Source organism: Streptomyces sp. SAI-127 (assembly GCF_029894425.1).
In the GTDB taxonomy this organism is placed as follows: Bacteria; Actinomycetota; Actinomycetes; order Streptomycetales; family Streptomycetaceae; genus Streptomyces.
Map to the genome: position 1 here is coordinate 1,372,175 of NZ_JARXYJ010000001.1, position 14,502 is coordinate 1,386,676.

The 14,502-nt window shown below is 71.1% G+C and carries 18 protein-coding genes; 7 read left to right on the forward strand and 11 right to left on the reverse strand.

Features of this window, described 5'->3' with window-relative positions; translation table 11 throughout:
* The first annotated feature begins 65 nt into the window (after nt 1-65).
* Entirely contained in the window at nt 66-1,322 is a 1,257-nt protein-coding gene (locus M2157_RS06520; RefSeq protein WP_280868173.1) for an SLC13 family permease, read from the forward strand.
* 6 nt (nt 1,323-1,328) lie between these two features.
* Here M2157_RS06520 and M2157_RS06525 read toward each other — a convergent pair whose 3' ends face one another.
* Nucleotides 1,329-3,236, reverse strand: coding sequence for an RICIN domain-containing protein (locus M2157_RS06525; RefSeq protein WP_280864714.1), 1,908 nt, complete (start codon nt 3,234-3,236; stop codon nt 1,329-1,331).
* Between the two features lie 369 nt (nt 3,237-3,605).
* On the reverse strand, nt 3,606-4,571 hold the full coding sequence (locus M2157_RS06530) for a helix-turn-helix domain-containing protein (RefSeq protein WP_280864715.1): 966 nt from the start codon (nt 4,569-4,571) through the stop codon (nt 3,606-3,608).
* Nucleotides 4,572-4,634: 63 nt separating this feature from the next.
* Here M2157_RS06530 and M2157_RS06535 point away from each other — a divergent pair, with 63 nt between their 5' ends.
* Nucleotides 4,635-5,435: a phytanoyl-CoA dioxygenase family protein gene (locus tag M2157_RS06535; protein WP_280860835.1), complete on the forward strand. Its 801-nt coding sequence runs from the start codon at nt 4,635-4,637 to the stop codon at nt 5,433-5,435.
* Here M2157_RS06535 and M2157_RS06540 read toward each other — a convergent pair whose 3' ends face one another.
* The 3 genes from M2157_RS06540 to M2157_RS06550 are packed head-to-tail and all read right to left on the reverse strand — an operon-like array spanning nt 5,436 to nt 7,458.
* Entirely contained in the window at nt 5,436-6,407 is a 972-nt protein-coding gene (locus M2157_RS06540; protein ID WP_280860836.1) for an aldo/keto reductase, read from the reverse strand.
* Nucleotides 6,408-6,462: 55 nt separating this feature from the next.
* Nucleotides 6,463-6,990 (reverse strand): flavoprotein, encoded by a 528-nt coding sequence (locus tag M2157_RS06545; protein ID WP_280860837.1) that lies wholly within the window; start codon nt 6,988-6,990, stop codon nt 6,463-6,465.
* A gap of 9 nt (nt 6,991-6,999) precedes the next feature.
* The gene (locus tag M2157_RS06550; protein ID WP_280860838.1) at nt 7,000-7,458 is read right to left on the reverse strand and encodes a nuclear transport factor 2 family protein; all 459 of its coding nucleotides are present in this window, start codon (nt 7,456-7,458) and stop codon (nt 7,000-7,002) included.
* Between the two features lie 106 nt (nt 7,459-7,564).
* Between M2157_RS06550 and M2157_RS06555 the strand changes: the two genes are divergently transcribed.
* A complete protein-coding gene (locus M2157_RS06555) occupies nt 7,565-8,116 on the forward strand; it encodes a TetR/AcrR family transcriptional regulator (protein ID WP_280860839.1) in 552 nt (183 codons plus the stop codon).
* A gap of 44 nt (nt 8,117-8,160) precedes the next feature.
* A complete protein-coding gene (locus M2157_RS06560; RefSeq protein WP_280860840.1) occupies nt 8,161-8,391 on the forward strand; it encodes a hypothetical protein in 231 nt (76 codons plus the stop codon).
* On the opposite strand, the gene M2157_RS06565 is transcribed toward M2157_RS06560, so the two are convergent.
* Together M2157_RS06565 and M2157_RS06570 are read right to left on the reverse strand one after the other, a co-directional pair.
* Entirely contained in the window at nt 8,366-8,566 is a 201-nt protein-coding gene (locus tag M2157_RS06565) for a ferredoxin (RefSeq protein ID WP_280860841.1), read from the reverse strand. The two genes, M2157_RS06560 and M2157_RS06565, sit on opposite strands and share 26 nt — an antisense overlap.
* An 11-nt stretch (nt 8,567-8,577) precedes the next feature.
* Nucleotides 8,578-9,777 (reverse strand): cytochrome P450, encoded by a 1,200-nt coding sequence (locus tag M2157_RS06570; protein WP_280864717.1) that lies wholly within the window; start codon nt 9,775-9,777, stop codon nt 8,578-8,580.
* Nucleotides 9,778-10,007: 230 nt separating this feature from the next.
* Here M2157_RS06570 and M2157_RS06575 point away from each other — a divergent pair, with 230 nt between their 5' ends.
* Complete coding sequence (locus M2157_RS06575; RefSeq protein ID WP_057612960.1) at nt 10,008-10,457, forward strand: nitroreductase family deazaflavin-dependent oxidoreductase; 450 nt, start codon at nt 10,008-10,010, stop codon at nt 10,455-10,457.
* Nucleotides 10,458-10,519: 62 nt separating this feature from the next.
* On the opposite strand, the gene M2157_RS06580 is transcribed toward M2157_RS06575, so the two are convergent.
* A complete protein-coding gene (locus M2157_RS06580) occupies nt 10,520-11,491 on the reverse strand; it encodes a cation diffusion facilitator family transporter (RefSeq protein ID WP_280860843.1) in 972 nt (323 codons plus the stop codon).
* Nucleotides 11,492-11,586: 95 nt separating this feature from the next.
* On the opposite strand from M2157_RS06580, the gene M2157_RS06585 reads away from it, so the two are divergent.
* The gene (locus M2157_RS06585) at nt 11,587-12,606 is read left to right on the forward strand and encodes a glutathione S-transferase C-terminal domain-containing protein (RefSeq protein WP_280864718.1); all 1,020 of its coding nucleotides are present in this window, start codon (nt 11,587-11,589) and stop codon (nt 12,604-12,606) included.
* Between the two features lie 41 nt (nt 12,607-12,647).
* Nucleotides 12,648-12,944: a DUF4235 domain-containing protein gene (locus M2157_RS06590; protein ID WP_266511975.1), complete on the forward strand. Its 297-nt coding sequence runs from the start codon at nt 12,648-12,650 to the stop codon at nt 12,942-12,944.
* A 1-nt stretch (nt 12,945) separates the two neighbouring features.
* Here the strand turns inward: M2157_RS06590 and M2157_RS06595 are convergent, their stop codons facing one another.
* The 3 genes from M2157_RS06595 to M2157_RS06605 form a co-directional block, all read right to left on the reverse strand.
* Nucleotides 12,946-13,338 (reverse strand): VOC family protein, encoded by a 393-nt coding sequence (locus M2157_RS06595; RefSeq protein ID WP_280860845.1) that lies wholly within the window; start codon nt 13,336-13,338, stop codon nt 12,946-12,948.
* 78 nt (nt 13,339-13,416) lie between these two features.
* The gene (locus tag M2157_RS06600; protein WP_280864720.1) at nt 13,417-13,884 is read right to left on the reverse strand and encodes a pyridoxamine 5'-phosphate oxidase family protein; all 468 of its coding nucleotides are present in this window, start codon (nt 13,882-13,884) and stop codon (nt 13,417-13,419) included.
* Nucleotides 13,885-13,909: 25 nt separating this feature from the next.
* On the reverse strand, nt 13,910-14,440 hold the full coding sequence (locus M2157_RS06605) for a GNAT family N-acetyltransferase (RefSeq protein WP_280864721.1): 531 nt from the start codon (nt 14,438-14,440) through the stop codon (nt 13,910-13,912).
* Nucleotides 14,441-14,502: the final 62 nt, after the last annotated feature.

Consider the following 14,502-nt stretch of genomic DNA (forward strand, 5'->3'; position numbering starts at 1 on the left):
CGGGTTCTTACCCCGGCCTGGTTTCATGACCGGGCACGATCTGCTCGCGTCCCGAAGGATTTGCCCTGAACACCCCGCTCGCCGAAGTCCTGTCCGTCGCGCTGCTCGTCGCCGTACTCGTGTGGGCGGTCCTGCGCCCTTTCGGCCGGCCGGAGGCCGTGGTCGCGGTCCCGGCGGCGGGGCTCGTGGTCGTCACCGGGGCGATCTCGCCGGACCATGCCTGGGCGGAGGCCGAGCGGTTGGGACCGGTGGTCGGGTTCCTGGCCGCGGTGCTGGTGCTCGCGCACTTCTGTGACGTGGAGGGGCTGTTCCAGGCCTGCGGGGCATGGCTGGCCCGGCGGGCGGCGGGCTCGCCCGGGCGGCTGCTGACCGGTGTGTTCGGGCTGGCGTCGGCGATCACGGCGGTGCTCAGCCTGGACGCCACGGTGGTGCTGTTGACGCCGGTGGTGCTGGTGACCGCCTCCCGGATGGGGGCCCGCGCGAAGCCGCACGTCTACGCGTGCGCGCATCTGTCGAACACGGCCTCGCTGCTGCTGCCGGTGTCGAACCTCACCAACCTGCTGGCCTTCGAGGCGAGCGGGGTGAGCTTCACCCGGTTCGCGCTGCTGATGGCGCTGCCCTGGCTGGCGGCGATCGCCGTCGAGTACGCGGTCTTCCGGCGTTTCTTCGAAACCGACCTCACCGTCGTCGACCACTCCCCCGAGCCGTCCGAGGAGCCCGCGCTGCCGCTGTTCGCACTGGTCACGGTCGGCTGCACGCTGGCCGGGTTCGTGGTGGCCTCCGGGTTCGCCGTCGATCCCGCCTGGGTCGCCTGCGCGGGCGCGCTCGTCCTGGCGGGCCGCGCTCTCGTCCGAAGGAAGGCCACCCCGGTCACGGTGGTGCGGGCGGCGGCACCGGCCTTCCTGGCGTTCGTGCTCGCGCTCGGCGTCGTGGTGCGCGCGGTCGTCGACAACGGGCTCGCCGACGCCCTGCACCGCGTCCTGCCCGACGGGACGGGAATCGTCGCGCTGCTCGGGATCGCCGCGCTGGCCGCCGTACTGGCGAACCTGATCAACAATCTGCCCGCGGTCCTGGTCCTGCTGCCGCTCACCGCCGCGGCCGGGCCCGGCGCGGTCCTCGCGGTGCTGCTCGGGGTGAACATCGGCCCGAACCTCACCTACGCCGGGTCCCTGGCCACGCTGCTGTGGCGGCGCATCCTGCACCGGGACGACCACGAGGTGGAGCTCGGGGAGTTCACCCGGCTCGGCCTGCTGACCGTGCCGACCGCGCTCGCCGCCGCGGTGGTGGCCCTGTGGGGCTCGCTGCAGCTCGTCGGAGCCTGAGCGGGGTCAGCGCCCGCCTCCGTAGCCGCCGCCTCCGTACCCGTAGCCGCCGCCATACCCGTAGCCACCGCCGTAGTAGCCGCCGCCGGGCTGGCCGCCCCCGTAGCAGGAGTACGGGTTGGTGGAGCAGTTGTCACCGGGGTACGGGTTGCTCGGCGGTGTCGGCGTGGCCGTCGGTGTGGCGGACGCCGTCGGGGTCGGTGTGGGCGTCCTGGAAGGCGCGGGGGCGGACTTCGGGGTGGGCGCGGGGCTGCTGTCCGCGTCCCAGTTGACCGCCTCCATCTGAGGGTCGGTCTTCGAGGTGTCGAAGACCCAGCGCTGGGCGGGGCCGTCGTCGCGGTTCTTCAGGACCAGCGCGCCGGACCCGTCGGTGGCGGCCGGGGTCAGCGCGAGGTCCTGGTCCCAGCGCGGTACGAGGGTGCCCTGGAGGGTGAAGTCGTAGCGGACGTTCTTGGCGTCGGGCGAGGTGGCGCCCGCGCAGGGCGCGAGCCGCACCGAGAAGCCGAGGTGGGAGTCCAGGCACAGGTCGGGGTGGGCGGCGCTGCGCAGCAGTCCGTCCGTTTCGTACGTCCACTGCTGGCCCTCGGCCCCGGAGCACTCGGCGAGCCCGGTCTCGGCGCCCTGGGCGATCTTCTTGCCGACGACGCCGACGCACTGCCCGGACTCCACGTTGTGCAGGCGTCCGCGCAGGTCGCCCTGGCGCGCCTCGCCCGCTCCGGCCCGGGAGGGGTCGGTGGTCGAGGAGGCCGTGTCGGAGCCGGGTGCCTCGGAGGGGGCGGCTTCGACGGGGCCGCTGCCGTCCGAGTGGAACGAGGACCACATGACCAGGGGGAGAACGACGAGCCCGCTCACCGTCAGGACCGCTGCGGTGAGGTTGCGGCGGGAGGTACGGCGGGCGGCCTTGTGGGCGGAGTGGCGGGAGGCGGAGCGCGCACGGCCGCGGGGGCCGGGGGCGGCGGGCGCCGGACCGGAGGGGGCGGGGCCCTGGGGCGGGGCGGCGGGCGGCATCGGAACGCCGAAGGCCTCACCCGCGAACGGTCCGCTCGGCGCGTGCCGTTGCGCTTCCTGTGCGGCTCCCGCGTCGTCGACGCTCATCCGTGATTCCACGTAGGCGGCGGCGCCCCAGCCGAGCACGGCCTCGGCGAGGGCGAGGCCCAGCTGCCCGTTGAACTGGTGCAGTTGGTCGGCGGTGTGCATGCAGTGCCTGCACCGCTGCAGGTGCTCGCGCAGATCGGGGTCGAGTTCGGCACCACCGCGCCGGTACGTCACGTCGAGCAGCCGCAGATAGTGCCGGCACTCCTGCTCGGGGGCGAGTTCGCGGTGGACCTGGAGGCACTCCTCGCGCAGCCGGTCGCGGGCCCGGCGGAGTTCGACGCCGGCGTCCTCCTCGTCCAGGCCGAGCAGGGCTGCGGGCACGCCGAGCGGCTCGGCCTCGACCTCGGTGTGCCACAGCAGGCAGCGGGCCGACTGCTGCAGCCGCTGGAAGGCACCGGACAGCAGACGCCGTTCGGCGGGGGGCAACAGGCGGGCCGCGGCCCTGTCGCCGCCCGCCTCGGTTCTCAGCGCGGGGTGGAGCATCTCCCGTCGGCCGTCGGCGTCCCACTCGGCCGCGATCCGGCGGACGGTGACGAGCAGATGGGGCCGCCAGGCGGCGGTCGGACCCGTGTGACGCAGAGATTCGCCGAACAGGCGCGTGAACGCGGCCGTGGTGAGCATGCCCGCGGGGCGGGGACCGTCGGTGCACAGCCGCGCGTAGGCGAAGGCCGCTTCCCAGTGCCGGTCGAGAAGTTCACCGACGGGCTGCAGGGCCGGTGTCGTGCCGCTCCACTTCTTGAGCTCGGCGCTCAGCTGCTCGTCCGTGACGTCGTACGGGCGAACCGGAGACGGGGAATGCGACAGGCCAGCGTCATTCACGGCGGCATTTCCTCCCGAGGGCATGCTGCGTTGCATAAAGTCCATACCAATGGGTACGTCCGCCTGGGACAGCTCTTTTGAAGCGTGAAGGGCGTACGGAGGGGTCGAGAGCACACAGGGGGAAAATGTATTGTCCGTGCGCCGACAACGCACACCTTTGCACAGGTCAGCGAGGCGTAACAAGAGATCCCGCGGTTTTGTGCATAGCGTTCGGGCTGTGAAGGTTTGACGATTCGTCAAGGCCGGCGGCCCGGGATTGCGGCACTATTTGGCCACCGTAATTGGAAATGGGATTCACTTGGCGCGGCACCTCGTCCGCACCAACCATTGAACCGCCACTACACAACGCGTCCGGGTCGCCCCGCGAGGTCACGTCCCAACCATTGGCACGGTGGTCCGGTAGGCCCCGGGCGGAGTCCCGTAGCGGGCACGGAAGACCCGGTTGAAGTGGAAAGGGCTGGCGAAACCGGAAGCGGCGGCGACGCGTTCCACGGACAGGTCGGTGCTCTCCAGCAGCCGGGCGGCATGGTTCAGGCGCGCCTCGCGCAGCTCCCGCATCGGCGACCGGCCCAGCTGCCGGGTGAAGAGGTGGGCGAACCGGGAGGGCGACAGCGACACTTCGGCGGCGAGCGACCGCACGGTGTGCGGGGCGCCGGGATCGGCCGCGATCAGCTGCTGGGCGCGCCGCACCCGGGGGTCGACGCCGGTCCCGGTCCGGGTCCCGCGCGCCGCGCCGGCGGTGAGCAGGACGACCTCCTCCAGCGCGCACAGGGCGAGTTCGCGGGCGGTGGCGCCGTGGGCGACGGCGACGGCGACCCGGTCGTCGGCCGGTGAGGACGCGGGCGGGGCGCTCTCGGGCGGGGCGCCGGTGCCGGTCCAGCGGGCGTCGGCGAGCATCCGGTGGAAGGCCGCCTCGATGCGGGCGCGCGAGCCGTCGGTCCCGGTGCCCGCGGGGTCCGCGGGGTCCGCGGTGACGACGTACAGACCGTCGCCCCTGCCGTACGGCCCGAGCCAGGCGGCCCAGGACGGTCTGGCTCCACAGTGCGCCCACCAGAACTCCCAGTGGTCGGCGCCCTGTTGGACGCCGTAGCGGTGCGGGGTGCCGGGGGCGAGCACCACCAGGTCCCCGGCGCCCGCCCCGGTCTCGCTCCGTCCCTGGCGCAGGGTGCCCCGCCCGCCCACCGTCCAGGTGAGCAGCCAGCTGTCGGCGCCCCGCGGTCGCTGGACGGCATAGCCCGGACGTTCGTCGTAGCGGCCGACGACCACGAGGCCCGGTGGCGGACCGGGGTCGCCGGGCGCGGCAGTCTCGGGCAATCCGTCGGCGGTCACGGGCATCCTCCTCGGGCGGGCTGCGGCCTAGCGTGACGAGTGGAACACATCGCACGAAGGAGGGGACGGATGACAGTCACAGGCATCGAGACGGGGCTCCGGCAGTTCCAGGAGGACGGCTTCATGGTCGTTCGCGGGCTGTTCGCACCCGACGAGATCGACCGGCTGTGCGGCGAGTTCGCGGCACTGCGCACCGGCGGGCCGGTGCCGGGGCATTTCGAGCCGAGTGCGCCGGGCGAGTCGACGGATCCGCTGCGGAGGTATCCGCGGGTGATGCAGCCGCACGAGATCAACGACCTCGCGCTGCACGTCCTGCTGGACGCCCGGCTGCGGGAGGTGCTGGAGACGCTGCTCGGGGAGGAGGTGCTGGCCGCGCAGAGCATGTTCTACTTCAAGCCACCGGGGGCGCGGGGCCAGGCGCTGCACCAGGACAACTTCTATCTGCGGGTCGAACCGGGCACCTGTGTCGCGGCCTGGGTGGCCTGCGATGTGATCGGCCGGGACAACGGCGGCCTCGAGGTCGTCCCGGGTACGCACCGGATGGACCTGTTCTGCCCGGAACTCGCGGACTCCGAGGTGTCGTTCGCGCGGGAGTACGTCGCACCGCCACCGGGGCTCGCCGCGGTTCCCGTCGACATGGCGCCGGGGGATGTTCTGTTCTTCAACGGGAGCCTGGTGCACGGGTCGCAGCCGAACCGCACCGCCGACCGGTTCCGTCGGTCCTTCATCGGGCACTACGTGGGGGCTTCCACCGAGCGGATCGGGCACTACTACCGGACGTTGTCGATGAGCGGTGCGCGGGTGCCGTTGCCGGAGAGCGAGGGGGCGGGGCCGTGCGGCACGGAGTTCGCACCGCACGGGCCGCACTAGTCAGCTGTGGCCGACGATCGGACGGGTCGTGTACGGCCCCTCCAACTCCTCGATCTCCTTCTCGCTGAGCTCCAGTTCGACGGCCGCCACCGCGTCCTCGATGTGGTGCGGCTTGCCCGCTCCCACGATCGGGGCGGCCACCGTGTCCTGGGCCAGGAGCCAGGCCAGGGCCACCTGGGCGCGCGGGACGCCCCGGTCGCCGGCGATGCGGGTGACGGCCTCGACGATGGTGCGGTCGCCCTCCTGGTAGAGGCGGCTGCCGAAGTTGTCGGTGGAGCTGCGGTCGGTGACCGTGCCCCAGTCCCGGGTCAGGCGGCCGCGGGCCAGCGGGCTCCACGGCAGGGCGCTGACGCCCTGGTCGGCGCAGAGCGGCAGCATCTCGCGCTCCTCCTCGCGGTAGAGGAGGTTGTAGTGGTTCTGCATGGACACGAACTTCGTCCAGCCGTGCCGCTCGGCCGTGTACTGCATCTTGGAGAACTGCCAGGCGTACATCGAACTGGCCCCGAGGTAGCGCACCTTGCCCGCCTTCACCAGGTCGTGCAGCGCCTCCATCGTCTCCTCGACCGGGGTGCGCGGGTCGAAGCGGTGGATCTGGTAGAGGTCGACGTAGTCGGTGCCGAGGCGCCGCAGGCTGTGGTCGATCTCCGTCATGATCGCCTTGCGGGACAGTCCCGCGGCGTTCTGCCCCGACCGCATCGGGCCGTTCACCTTGGTCGCGAGCACGATCTCGTCGCGGTTCGCGAAGTCGCTGAGCGCCTTGCCGACGATCTCCTCACTGGTGCCGTCGGAGTAGACGTTCGCGGTGTCGAAGAAGTTGATGCCCGCGTCCAGGGCCTGCCGGATCAGTGGCCGCGACGCCTCCTCGTCGAGGGTCCACTCGTGCACGCCGCGGTCCGGCAGGCCGTAGGACATGCAGCCCAGACAGATCCGCGAGACGTCCAGGCCCGTCGAACCGAGCTTCACGTACTGCATCGTTGCTGCTCCTGACGTCGAGAGAGGTCCGAAGGGGAGCGTACGACTTCGCGCTTCACCATCTTCCGGGCTCGACAAGATCCAGCGCCCGTTCCCACCCGAACTCCTCGCCCTCGGCGCCCTGGTAGGGGTATCCGAAGCGCACGCCCATCCCCCGCAGCCGGATCAGGCTGTCCTGGTAGGCGGGGTGACCGGCGAGGTCGTCGGAGACACAGGTCAGGACGCCGGTCGGGACGCCCCGGCCGACCACCTCGCACAGCGTGCCCACCGCGAGGGTGTCGGCGATACCGGCCGCCCACTTGTTGATCGTGTTGAAGGTGGCCGGGGCCACCACGACCGCGTCCGGGTCCGGGAAGGGCCTCGGGTCCCCCGGCCGACGCCACGCGGAGCGGATCGGGTGGCCGGTGGCCGCCTCGACGGCCGCCGTGTCGAAGAAGCCGTTCATGGCGGTGGGCGTGGCGATGACGCCGACCTGCCACTCCCGCTCCTGTGCGGCGGTGATCAGCTTGCCGACGTCCGCCGCGATACCGGCGGCGCACACCACGACGTACAAGAAGGGCGGTATCTCGTCCTGTTCGGTCACGCCGGAACCCTACTGAAGCGGGAAGGACAGCCCCCGCTCGGTCTCGGGGCGCGATCCGTGGATCCGGCGCTCCTTCTCCTCGATCGGCACGTCGTTGATGCTCGCCTCGCGCCGGGTCATCAGCCCGTGCTCGTCAAATTCCCACAGTTCGTTGCCGTACGACCGCCACCACTGCCCTTCGGTGTCCTGGCACTCGTACTGGAAGCGGACCGCGATGCGGTTGCCGTCGTAGGCCCACAGGTCCTTGCGCAGCGCGTACTCCCGCTCGCGCGCCCACTTCGCGGTGAGGAACTCGACGATCTCGGCGCGCCCGGTGACGAAGGTCCCGCGGTTGCGCCACACGGAGTCCTCGGAGTACGCGAGTGCCACCCGCTGCGGATCGCGGGTGTTCCAGGCGTCCTCGGCGGCCTGCACCTTCTGGGCGGCGCTCTCGCGGCTGAAGGGCGGCAGGGGTGGGCGGTCGGTCATGTCATCCTCCGTGGCCGAAGCGGCCGGAACAGGGGAGAACGTGCGTTCTCCGGGCTGCCTGCTACCGTAGGAGAACGCTCGTTCTCACGTCAAGGAGTGGTCGTCCATGGACAGCGCAGTGGCCCGCGAGCGGGTGCTGGACGCCGCCGAGGAGCTGTTCTACGGGCGGGGCATCCAGTCCGTCGGCATGGACGACATACGGGGCGCGTCCGGCGTCTCCCTCAAGCGGCTCTACCAGCTGTTCCCGGCGAAGGAGCAGCTGGTGGAGGCCTATCTGGAGCGGCGGGACGGACGGTGGCGGGGGCGGCTGGCCGAGTTCGTGGAACTCCGGTCGGCCCCTGAGGAACGGATCCTGGCGGTCTTCGACTGGCTGGAGGAGTGGTTCGGCGAGGAGGGCTTCCGCGGGTGCGCGTGGATCAACTCGTACGGCGAGCTGGGCGCGACCTCGGACCGGGTGGCGGCCCAGGTCCGGGCGCACAAGAGCGCGTTCGGGGACTACCTCGCCTCACTCGTGGCCGCCGCGGGGCGGCCCGCGGCGCTGGCCGGGCCGCTCTTCCTGCTCGCCGAGGGAGCCATGGTGACCGCGGGCATCACGCGGAGCACGCGGCCCGCGGCACAGGCGCGGGAGGCGGCCCGGACGCTGCTGGAGCCGCGCTGAGGTCGGGCGGCGGCCAGGGTGAGCTCGGCCGCCACGACATGCAGATGCCGTACGCCGATCTCGCCGAAGGGGGCCTTGAGGTGGGGGGCGCCCGCGCGGCGGCCGAGGGGACCGTGGTGCTGGGCGAGCGGTCCCGGTTCGCGCTCACCGTGACGGTCGAGGGCGGGCGGATCGCTTCGTACGACGTGGTCGCCGAGCCGGTCCGGCCGCGGCGGGTCGAGCCGTGGGGTACTCGACCCGCCGGCCGGATCAGCTCACCGTCTCCGACACGGTGATGGCGGCGACGGGGCACGCCCGGGCTGCTTCCCGGACCATGGGGTCGCCACCACCGTCCTCCCGGCCGGGCAGGAGCGCGCTGAAGCCGTCGTCGTCCTGGGTGAAGACGCCCGGTGCGGCCAGCGCGCACTGGCCCGCCCCGATACAGGCGTCCTTGTCGATGTCGATGTGCATGGGCGAGCCTCTTACCAGGTCACGGGGAGTTCCAGCATCCCCTGGATCGTGTCGCCGGGCTTGAAGGGGATCTCGTCGGCGGGGGCGGCGAGGCGGAGGGTGGGCAACCGGTCGAAGAGGGTGCGCAGGGCGATCTCCAGTTCGGCGCGGGCGAGGTTCTGGCCGAGGCACTGGTGGATGCCGAAGCCGAACGCGATGTGGTGGCGGGCGGGGCGGTGCCAGTCCAGGGTGTCCGGGTCGGCGTAGACGTCCTCGTCGCGGTTGACGACCGAGGTCGAGAAGACGACTCCCTCGCCGGCCCGGATCGTCGTCCCGGCCACGTCGACGTCCTCCAGGGCCATCCGCAGCAGTCCGTCGGCGATCGACAGCATGCGCATCAGTTCCTCGACCGCGTTCGGGATCAGCGCGGGATCGGTGCGCAACTCGGCCAGCCGGTCGGGGTGCTGGAGAAGGGTGTAGGTGCCGAGCGAGATCATGTTGGCGGTCGTCTCGTGGCCGGCGACCAGCAGGATGATCGCCAGCGCGATCAGTTCCTCGCGGGTCAGCTCCCCGTCCCGCAGCTGCCGGTGGACGAGTTCGTCGAGTACGCCGTCGCCCGGCTCCGGCAGTTTCTGTTTGCGGTCGATCAACTCGTCGAAGTACTCCTCCAGTTGATCACAGGCGTCCATGACGTCCTCGGCCGCGGGACCGCGCAGCAGCCGTCGGGACTGCCCTTCGAAGAAGTCGTGGTCGGTGTAGGGCACGCCGAGCAGGGCGCAGATCACGGTCGACGGGACGGGCAGTGCGAAGGCGTTCACCAGCTCGGCGGGCGGTCCCTGGGTGATCATCGCGTCGATGCGTTCGTCGACGATCCGCTGGATGCGGGGACGCAGTTCGGTGGCCCGCCGGAGCGTGAAACCGGGGACCATCATGCGTCGCTGGACCCGGTGCTCCGGGTCGTCGACGCCCAGCAGCGCGGTCCTCCGGTTCTTGATCGCCGCGAAGCGTGCCGTGGGCGCGGGGAAGCCGTCGCGGGTGCGGTCGGTGGACAACCGGGGGTCGGCGAGCAGGGCGCGGGCGGTGTCGTGTCCGGTGACCAGCCAGGCCGAACGGCCGTCGAAGAGGGTGATCCGGGACAGCGGGCGGGTTACGCGAAGGGGTTCGTAGCCGGTGGGCGGGTGGTACGGGCAGGTCCGGTCCTGGGGGAAGGCGACGGGTTCCGTTTCCGTCATGGAAGACCTCGCAGACGAAGGGTGCGTCGTGCAGATCTTCATTAGATGCTCGGGGCACCTATAGGGCGACGAGAAGTTCGGCCAGATCGGTGGCGGGGGCGATCTGGCCGGAGATCGACGCCGCCGGGCGGTGCCGGGTGTACAACCACGTGCGGGGGGATGATTACCGTTCAGGATGGTGTTCCAGTCCGTGCGAGAACGCCGAAGCCGACCACGAGGAGACGGAAACCATGCCTCTTGAGGGCGAGTACGAGCCCAGCCCGACCCAGTGGGTGCGTGAGCAGGTGGAGCTGTACGAGAGCTCCGGCGGCACCAAGGGGAACACGCTCATGGACACGGGGATGCCGGTCATCGTGCTGACCACGCGGGGCGCGAAGAGCGGCAGCATCCGCAAGACCCCGCTGATGCGTGTGGAACACGACGGGCGTTACGCGGTGGTCGCCTCGCTGGGCGGCGCGCCCAAGCACCCGGTCTGGTACCACAACGTCAAGGCCGATCCGCATGTCGAGCTCCAGGACGGCTCGGTCAAGCGGGACTTCACGGCCCGCGAGATCACCGGCGCGGAGAAGGACGAGTGGTGGGAGCGGGCCGTCGCGGCGTACCCGCCGTACGCCGACTACCAGAAGAAGACGGACCGGGTGATCCCGGTCTTCGTCCTGGAGCCCGCCGAAGAGGCCTGAGCGACTTCGAGAAAATCTTTTCTCGAGGACGCATGAACCGATTTCGGCCGGGCACCCGTGCCTCAGGCCCCGCCGCGTTCCCCCGTCGCGGCGGGGCTTTCTCGTGCCTCCGCGGCCGGCCGGTCGGTCACGTCGAGGAAGATCTGGTCCGCCTCGGACACGGTCCGGGCGACGGACCGCTTGATGCGTACGGCGACCTCCTCGACCCGTTCGCTGTCCAGGCCCGGCACCAGGTCCACACGGGCGGCCACCAGGACCGAGTCCAGCCCCATCTTCATGGTGAACAGCGCCTCCACGCTGTCGATCTCGGGCTGAGCGTCCAGCAGGGCCCGGATCCGGCCGCTGGCCTCCGGGTCGGCGGCCTCGCCGATCAGCTGTCCCTTGGCCTCGCGTCCGAGCCGGTAGGCCACGTAGACGAGCAGCGCACCGATGGCCAGTGAGGCGGACGCCTCCCACACGACCTGCCCGGTGACCATGTGCAGCGCCATGCCGGCCATGGCGAGGGTCACACCGAGCACCGCCGTGCCGTCCTCGGCGACGACCGTGCGCAGGGCGGGGTCGCGCATGCCCTGGGCGGCCCCGCCCTGCCTGTGCACCTGGTGCAGCGCCCGCACGAGCGAGATCCCCTCGGCGACGAAGGCCACGCCCAGCACGATCAGGCCGGCCACATAGCCGCTGAGCTTCTCCTCGGCGCCGTTGTGAAGCGCCTCGATGCCCTGGAAGAAGGAGAAGCAGCCGCCCATCACGAAGATCCCGACGGCCGCGATCAGCGACCAGAAGAACCGCTCCTTGCCGTAGCCGAAGGGATGTCGCCGGTCTGCGGGTCGGCGGCTGCGGCGCAGCGCGGCCAGCAGGAAGACCTCGTTGAGGCTGTCCGCGACGGAGTGCGCCGCCTCCGACAGCAGCGCGGGAGAGCCCGCGAGGAGGCCTCCGACGGCCTTGGCGACCGCGATCACCAGGTTCGCCGCGAGCGCCACCAGCACGGTGACGCGTGTTTTCCGGTCCGCTGTGTTGTTCGTCGATGTCCCGCTCACCTTCGCCGACTGCCCGGCTCCCCGGCACTCATACCGTGCCGACTCCCGAAAACGGGGAACGCGTCCACCAGGACAGGCGTACTACGGGAGGAACCATGGGCAGCGCCGACGACGGCAACAGCTCGTACGGCCAGAAGGCGTTCAAGCGGTCCAAGAGCCATTTCGCGGACCGGGTCACCGCCGACGGCCGGGACGGCTGGCCGGTGGAGGCCGGCCGCTACCGGCTGGTGGTCAGCCGTGCGTGTCCCTGGGCGAGCCGGGCGGTGATCTCGCGACGGCTGCTCGGGCTGGAGGACGCGCTGTCGATGGCGATCGCCGATCCGATCCAGGACGACCGCAGCTGGCGTTTCACCCTGGACCCGGACGACCGCGACCCGGTGCTCGGCATCCGCTACCTCAGCGAGGCCTACGACCGGCGGGAGAGCGACTATCCGGGCGGGGTGAGCGTGCCCGCGCTCGTGGACGTGCCCAGCGGGAAGCTCGTCACGAACGACTATCAGCAGCTCACCCTGGACCTGGCCACCGAGTGGACGGCCCTGCACCGTCAGGGCGCGCCCGATCTGTATCCGCGGGCGCTGCGCGACGAGATCGACTCGGTGATGGCGGAGGTGTACGAGGACGTCAACAACGGTGTGTACCGGGCGGGTTTCGCCACCGGCCAGGAGGAGTACGAGGAGGCGTGCGCGGGCGTGTTCCGCCGGCTCGACCTGCTGACCTCGCGCCTGGCCCGGCAGCGGTATCTCGTCGGGGACACCCTCACCGAGGCGGACATCCGGCTGTTCACCACACTGGTGCGTTTCGACGCCGTCTACCACGGTCACTTCAAGTGCAACCGCTGGAAGCTGGCGGAGAACGAGGTGCTGTGGGCGTACGTCCGCGACCTCTACCAGACGCCGGGCTTCGGCGACACCGTCGACTTCGACCACATCAAACGGCACTACTACCAGGTCCACACCGGCATCAATCCGACCGGCATCGTGCCGCTCGGGCCAGACTTGGCGGGCTGGCTGACGCCGCATCACCGTGAGGAGCTCGGCGGCCGTCCGTTCGGCGACGGGACCCCGCCGGGGCCGCCTGCCCCGCAGGAGCGGGTTCCGGCACAGGGACGTCCCTGATCGCGCCCCGATCAACGACTCACTCGACCTAGGAGACGACCATGGCCAAGAAGAAGAAGCTTCCCCTCGCCTACCAGCCCCTCGGATTCGTGCTGGGCTGGTCGAGCGGTTGGCTCGCGGGACTCGCCTTCCGCAAGACGTGGATGGCGATCCGGCACGAGGAGGACGCGCCCGACGCCCTGGACCGCGACCGCGGCTGGGGGGAGATCCTCCTGGCGGCCGCGATCCAGGGCGCCATCTTCGCCGCGGTGCGCAGTGCCGTGGACCGCACCGGCGCGAAGGCCATCGAGCGGTCCACGGGCACCTGGCCGGCCTCCGAGAAGGGCGGCCGGGACTGACTCAGCCCTGTTTGGGCGCGGTCGGTGTGACCAGGCGCAGGGTGAAGGAGTGGCCGGCGGGGTCGGCGTAGCCGCGTTCCTCGTACGGCCCCGAGACGTCCTTCGTCTCCAGTGGGCGCCCGCCGAGCTCCACCACCTTGCGCTCCGTCGCGTCCAGGTCGTCCACCACGAAGTCGATGTGGGCCTGGAGGGAGTTCTCGGGACGGGGCCAGCTCGGCGGTGTCGCGTTCACGTCGCGGCGGAATCCGAGCCGGAATCCGTCCGCGCCCCTGATCTCCACGCGGTTGGCGGTCGCGTCCGTCTCCTCGGCGTCCAGCAGCTCCTTGTAGAACACGGCGAGCTTCTCGGGCTCGGCACAGTCGAGCACGACGACCCCCGCTTTCACCAGTGCCATGTCTCCTCCGAAGGGTATGGCCACGGGGTGTTGGCGCCCCGCGGCCTTGTACCTTGCGGATATCCCGGCACGGCCTATTCAGTCGGCGACCAGCCACTGTCCGTCCCGCATCAGTTCACGCCCGGTGAGCTCATTGGCCTCCCGCCAGGCCTGCACACGCTGTGGGTGGACCCTGAAGTAGAGGTAGGGCGTGGTGAGTTGGCGGGGGTCGAACCCGGTCACCGCGGCGAAGCGGTCCCCTTCCTCGCCGGTCAGCCCGTCCTGGGTGAGGGTGTCGACGGTGCCCTCGATCATCACGACGTCCCGGGTGGGCCCCAGGCCGAGGCGCACTCTGCCGGTCGCCTTGAGGTTCCGCCCGGTGGGGCTGTTGGCCGGGGTGGCCAGGAGGATGGTGGAGCCGTCCCAGACGAACGAGAGCGGGACGAGATACGGCACACCCGAGCCGTCGTCCGGGGCCGTGGCGACCCAGACGTCCTCGTCGTGCTCCAGGCGGTTCAGGGTGTCCTGCTTACGCTGCTTCGCGAGGCGTGGCGGCTGCGGGGCCATCGGCGTGCGTCCTCCTGCTGGATCATCAAGTGACGGCATCAGTCTCGCCGTTCGAACCGGCTTCCACCTCCGTCTTTCGGCCTAGGACGTGTCGCAGCGTCACGGCGTGGGCCCCGAATCCCTGGCGCTCGTAGAAGCGGATCGCCTCCGGGTTGGCCGCGTAGGCGGCGACCTCCGCCTGCACGGCCCCCTGCGCTCCGGCCCAGGCCAGGAACTCCTCCACCAAGCGGGCGCCGACCCGCGCGCGCCGATGGTCCGGGCGGACGTACAGGCCATTCAGCGTGGCCGACCTCACGGGTCGCACGGCCGAGGGTTCGGTCAGGGATCCGGTCAGGTGCCCGACAACCTCACCGTCGTACGCCACCACCAGGACGAGTCGTGCCGGGTCCGCGAGGGCCGCCGTGAACGAGGCGGCTCCGTGCTCGCGCGGCCAGCCGACGTCGACGCTCGGATCCCTGGTTCCGGCGTCCTCGGCGAACAGGCCCGCGCTGGAGGCGACCAGTCCCGGGATGTCGTCGGGGCGGGCGTGGCGGACGGTCAGATCTTGATCGGTCATGGCGCGCACGCTAGCGGGCGGCACTGACAGGTGGACTTCCTGGACGACTGTCCAGCTATAGT

What these genes read in the sequence shown, in the direction of transcription:
- M2157_RS06570 (WP_280864717.1), bottom strand. Translation starts at nt 9,777, where the DNA reads ATGACGGAAACGGAACCCGTCGCCTTCCCCCAGGACCGGACCTGCCCG.
- M2157_RS06595 (WP_280860845.1), bottom strand. Translation starts at nt 13,338, where the DNA reads ATGGCACTGGTGAAAGCGGGGGTCGTCGTGCTCGACTGTGCCGAGCCC.
- M2157_RS06590 (WP_266511975.1), top strand. Translation starts at nt 12,648, where the DNA reads ATGGCCAAGAAGAAGAAGCTTCCCCTCGCCTACCAGCCCCTCGGATTC.
- M2157_RS06555 (WP_280860839.1), top strand. Translation starts at nt 7,565, where the DNA reads ATGGACAGCGCAGTGGCCCGCGAGCGGGTGCTGGACGCCGCCGAGGAG.
- M2157_RS06560 (WP_280860840.1), top strand. Translation starts at nt 8,161, where the DNA reads ATGCCGTACGCCGATCTCGCCGAAGGGGGCCTTGAGGTGGGGGGCGCC.
- M2157_RS06565 (WP_280860841.1), bottom strand. Translation starts at nt 8,566, where the DNA reads ATGCACATCGACATCGACAAGGACGCCTGTATCGGGGCGGGCCAGTGC.
- M2157_RS06575 (WP_057612960.1), top strand. Translation starts at nt 10,008, where the DNA reads ATGCCTCTTGAGGGCGAGTACGAGCCCAGCCCGACCCAGTGGGTGCGT.
- M2157_RS06550 (WP_280860838.1), bottom strand. Translation starts at nt 7,458, where the DNA reads ATGACCGACCGCCCACCCCTGCCGCCCTTCAGCCGCGAGAGCGCCGCC.
- M2157_RS06530 (WP_280864715.1), bottom strand. Translation starts at nt 4,571, where the DNA reads ATGCCCGTGACCGCCGACGGATTGCCCGAGACTGCCGCGCCCGGCGAC.
- M2157_RS06535 (WP_280860835.1), top strand. Translation starts at nt 4,635, where the DNA reads ATGACAGTCACAGGCATCGAGACGGGGCTCCGGCAGTTCCAGGAGGAC.
- M2157_RS06585 (WP_280864718.1), top strand. Translation starts at nt 11,587, where the DNA reads ATGGGCAGCGCCGACGACGGCAACAGCTCGTACGGCCAGAAGGCGTTC.
- M2157_RS06600 (WP_280864720.1), bottom strand. Translation starts at nt 13,884, where the DNA reads ATGGCCCCGCAGCCGCCACGCCTCGCGAAGCAGCGTAAGCAGGACACC.
- M2157_RS06605 (WP_280864721.1), bottom strand. Translation starts at nt 14,440, where the DNA reads ATGACCGATCAAGATCTGACCGTCCGCCACGCCCGCCCCGACGACATC.
- M2157_RS06540 (WP_280860836.1), bottom strand. Translation starts at nt 6,407, where the DNA reads ATGCAGTACGTGAAGCTCGGTTCGACGGGCCTGGACGTCTCGCGGATC.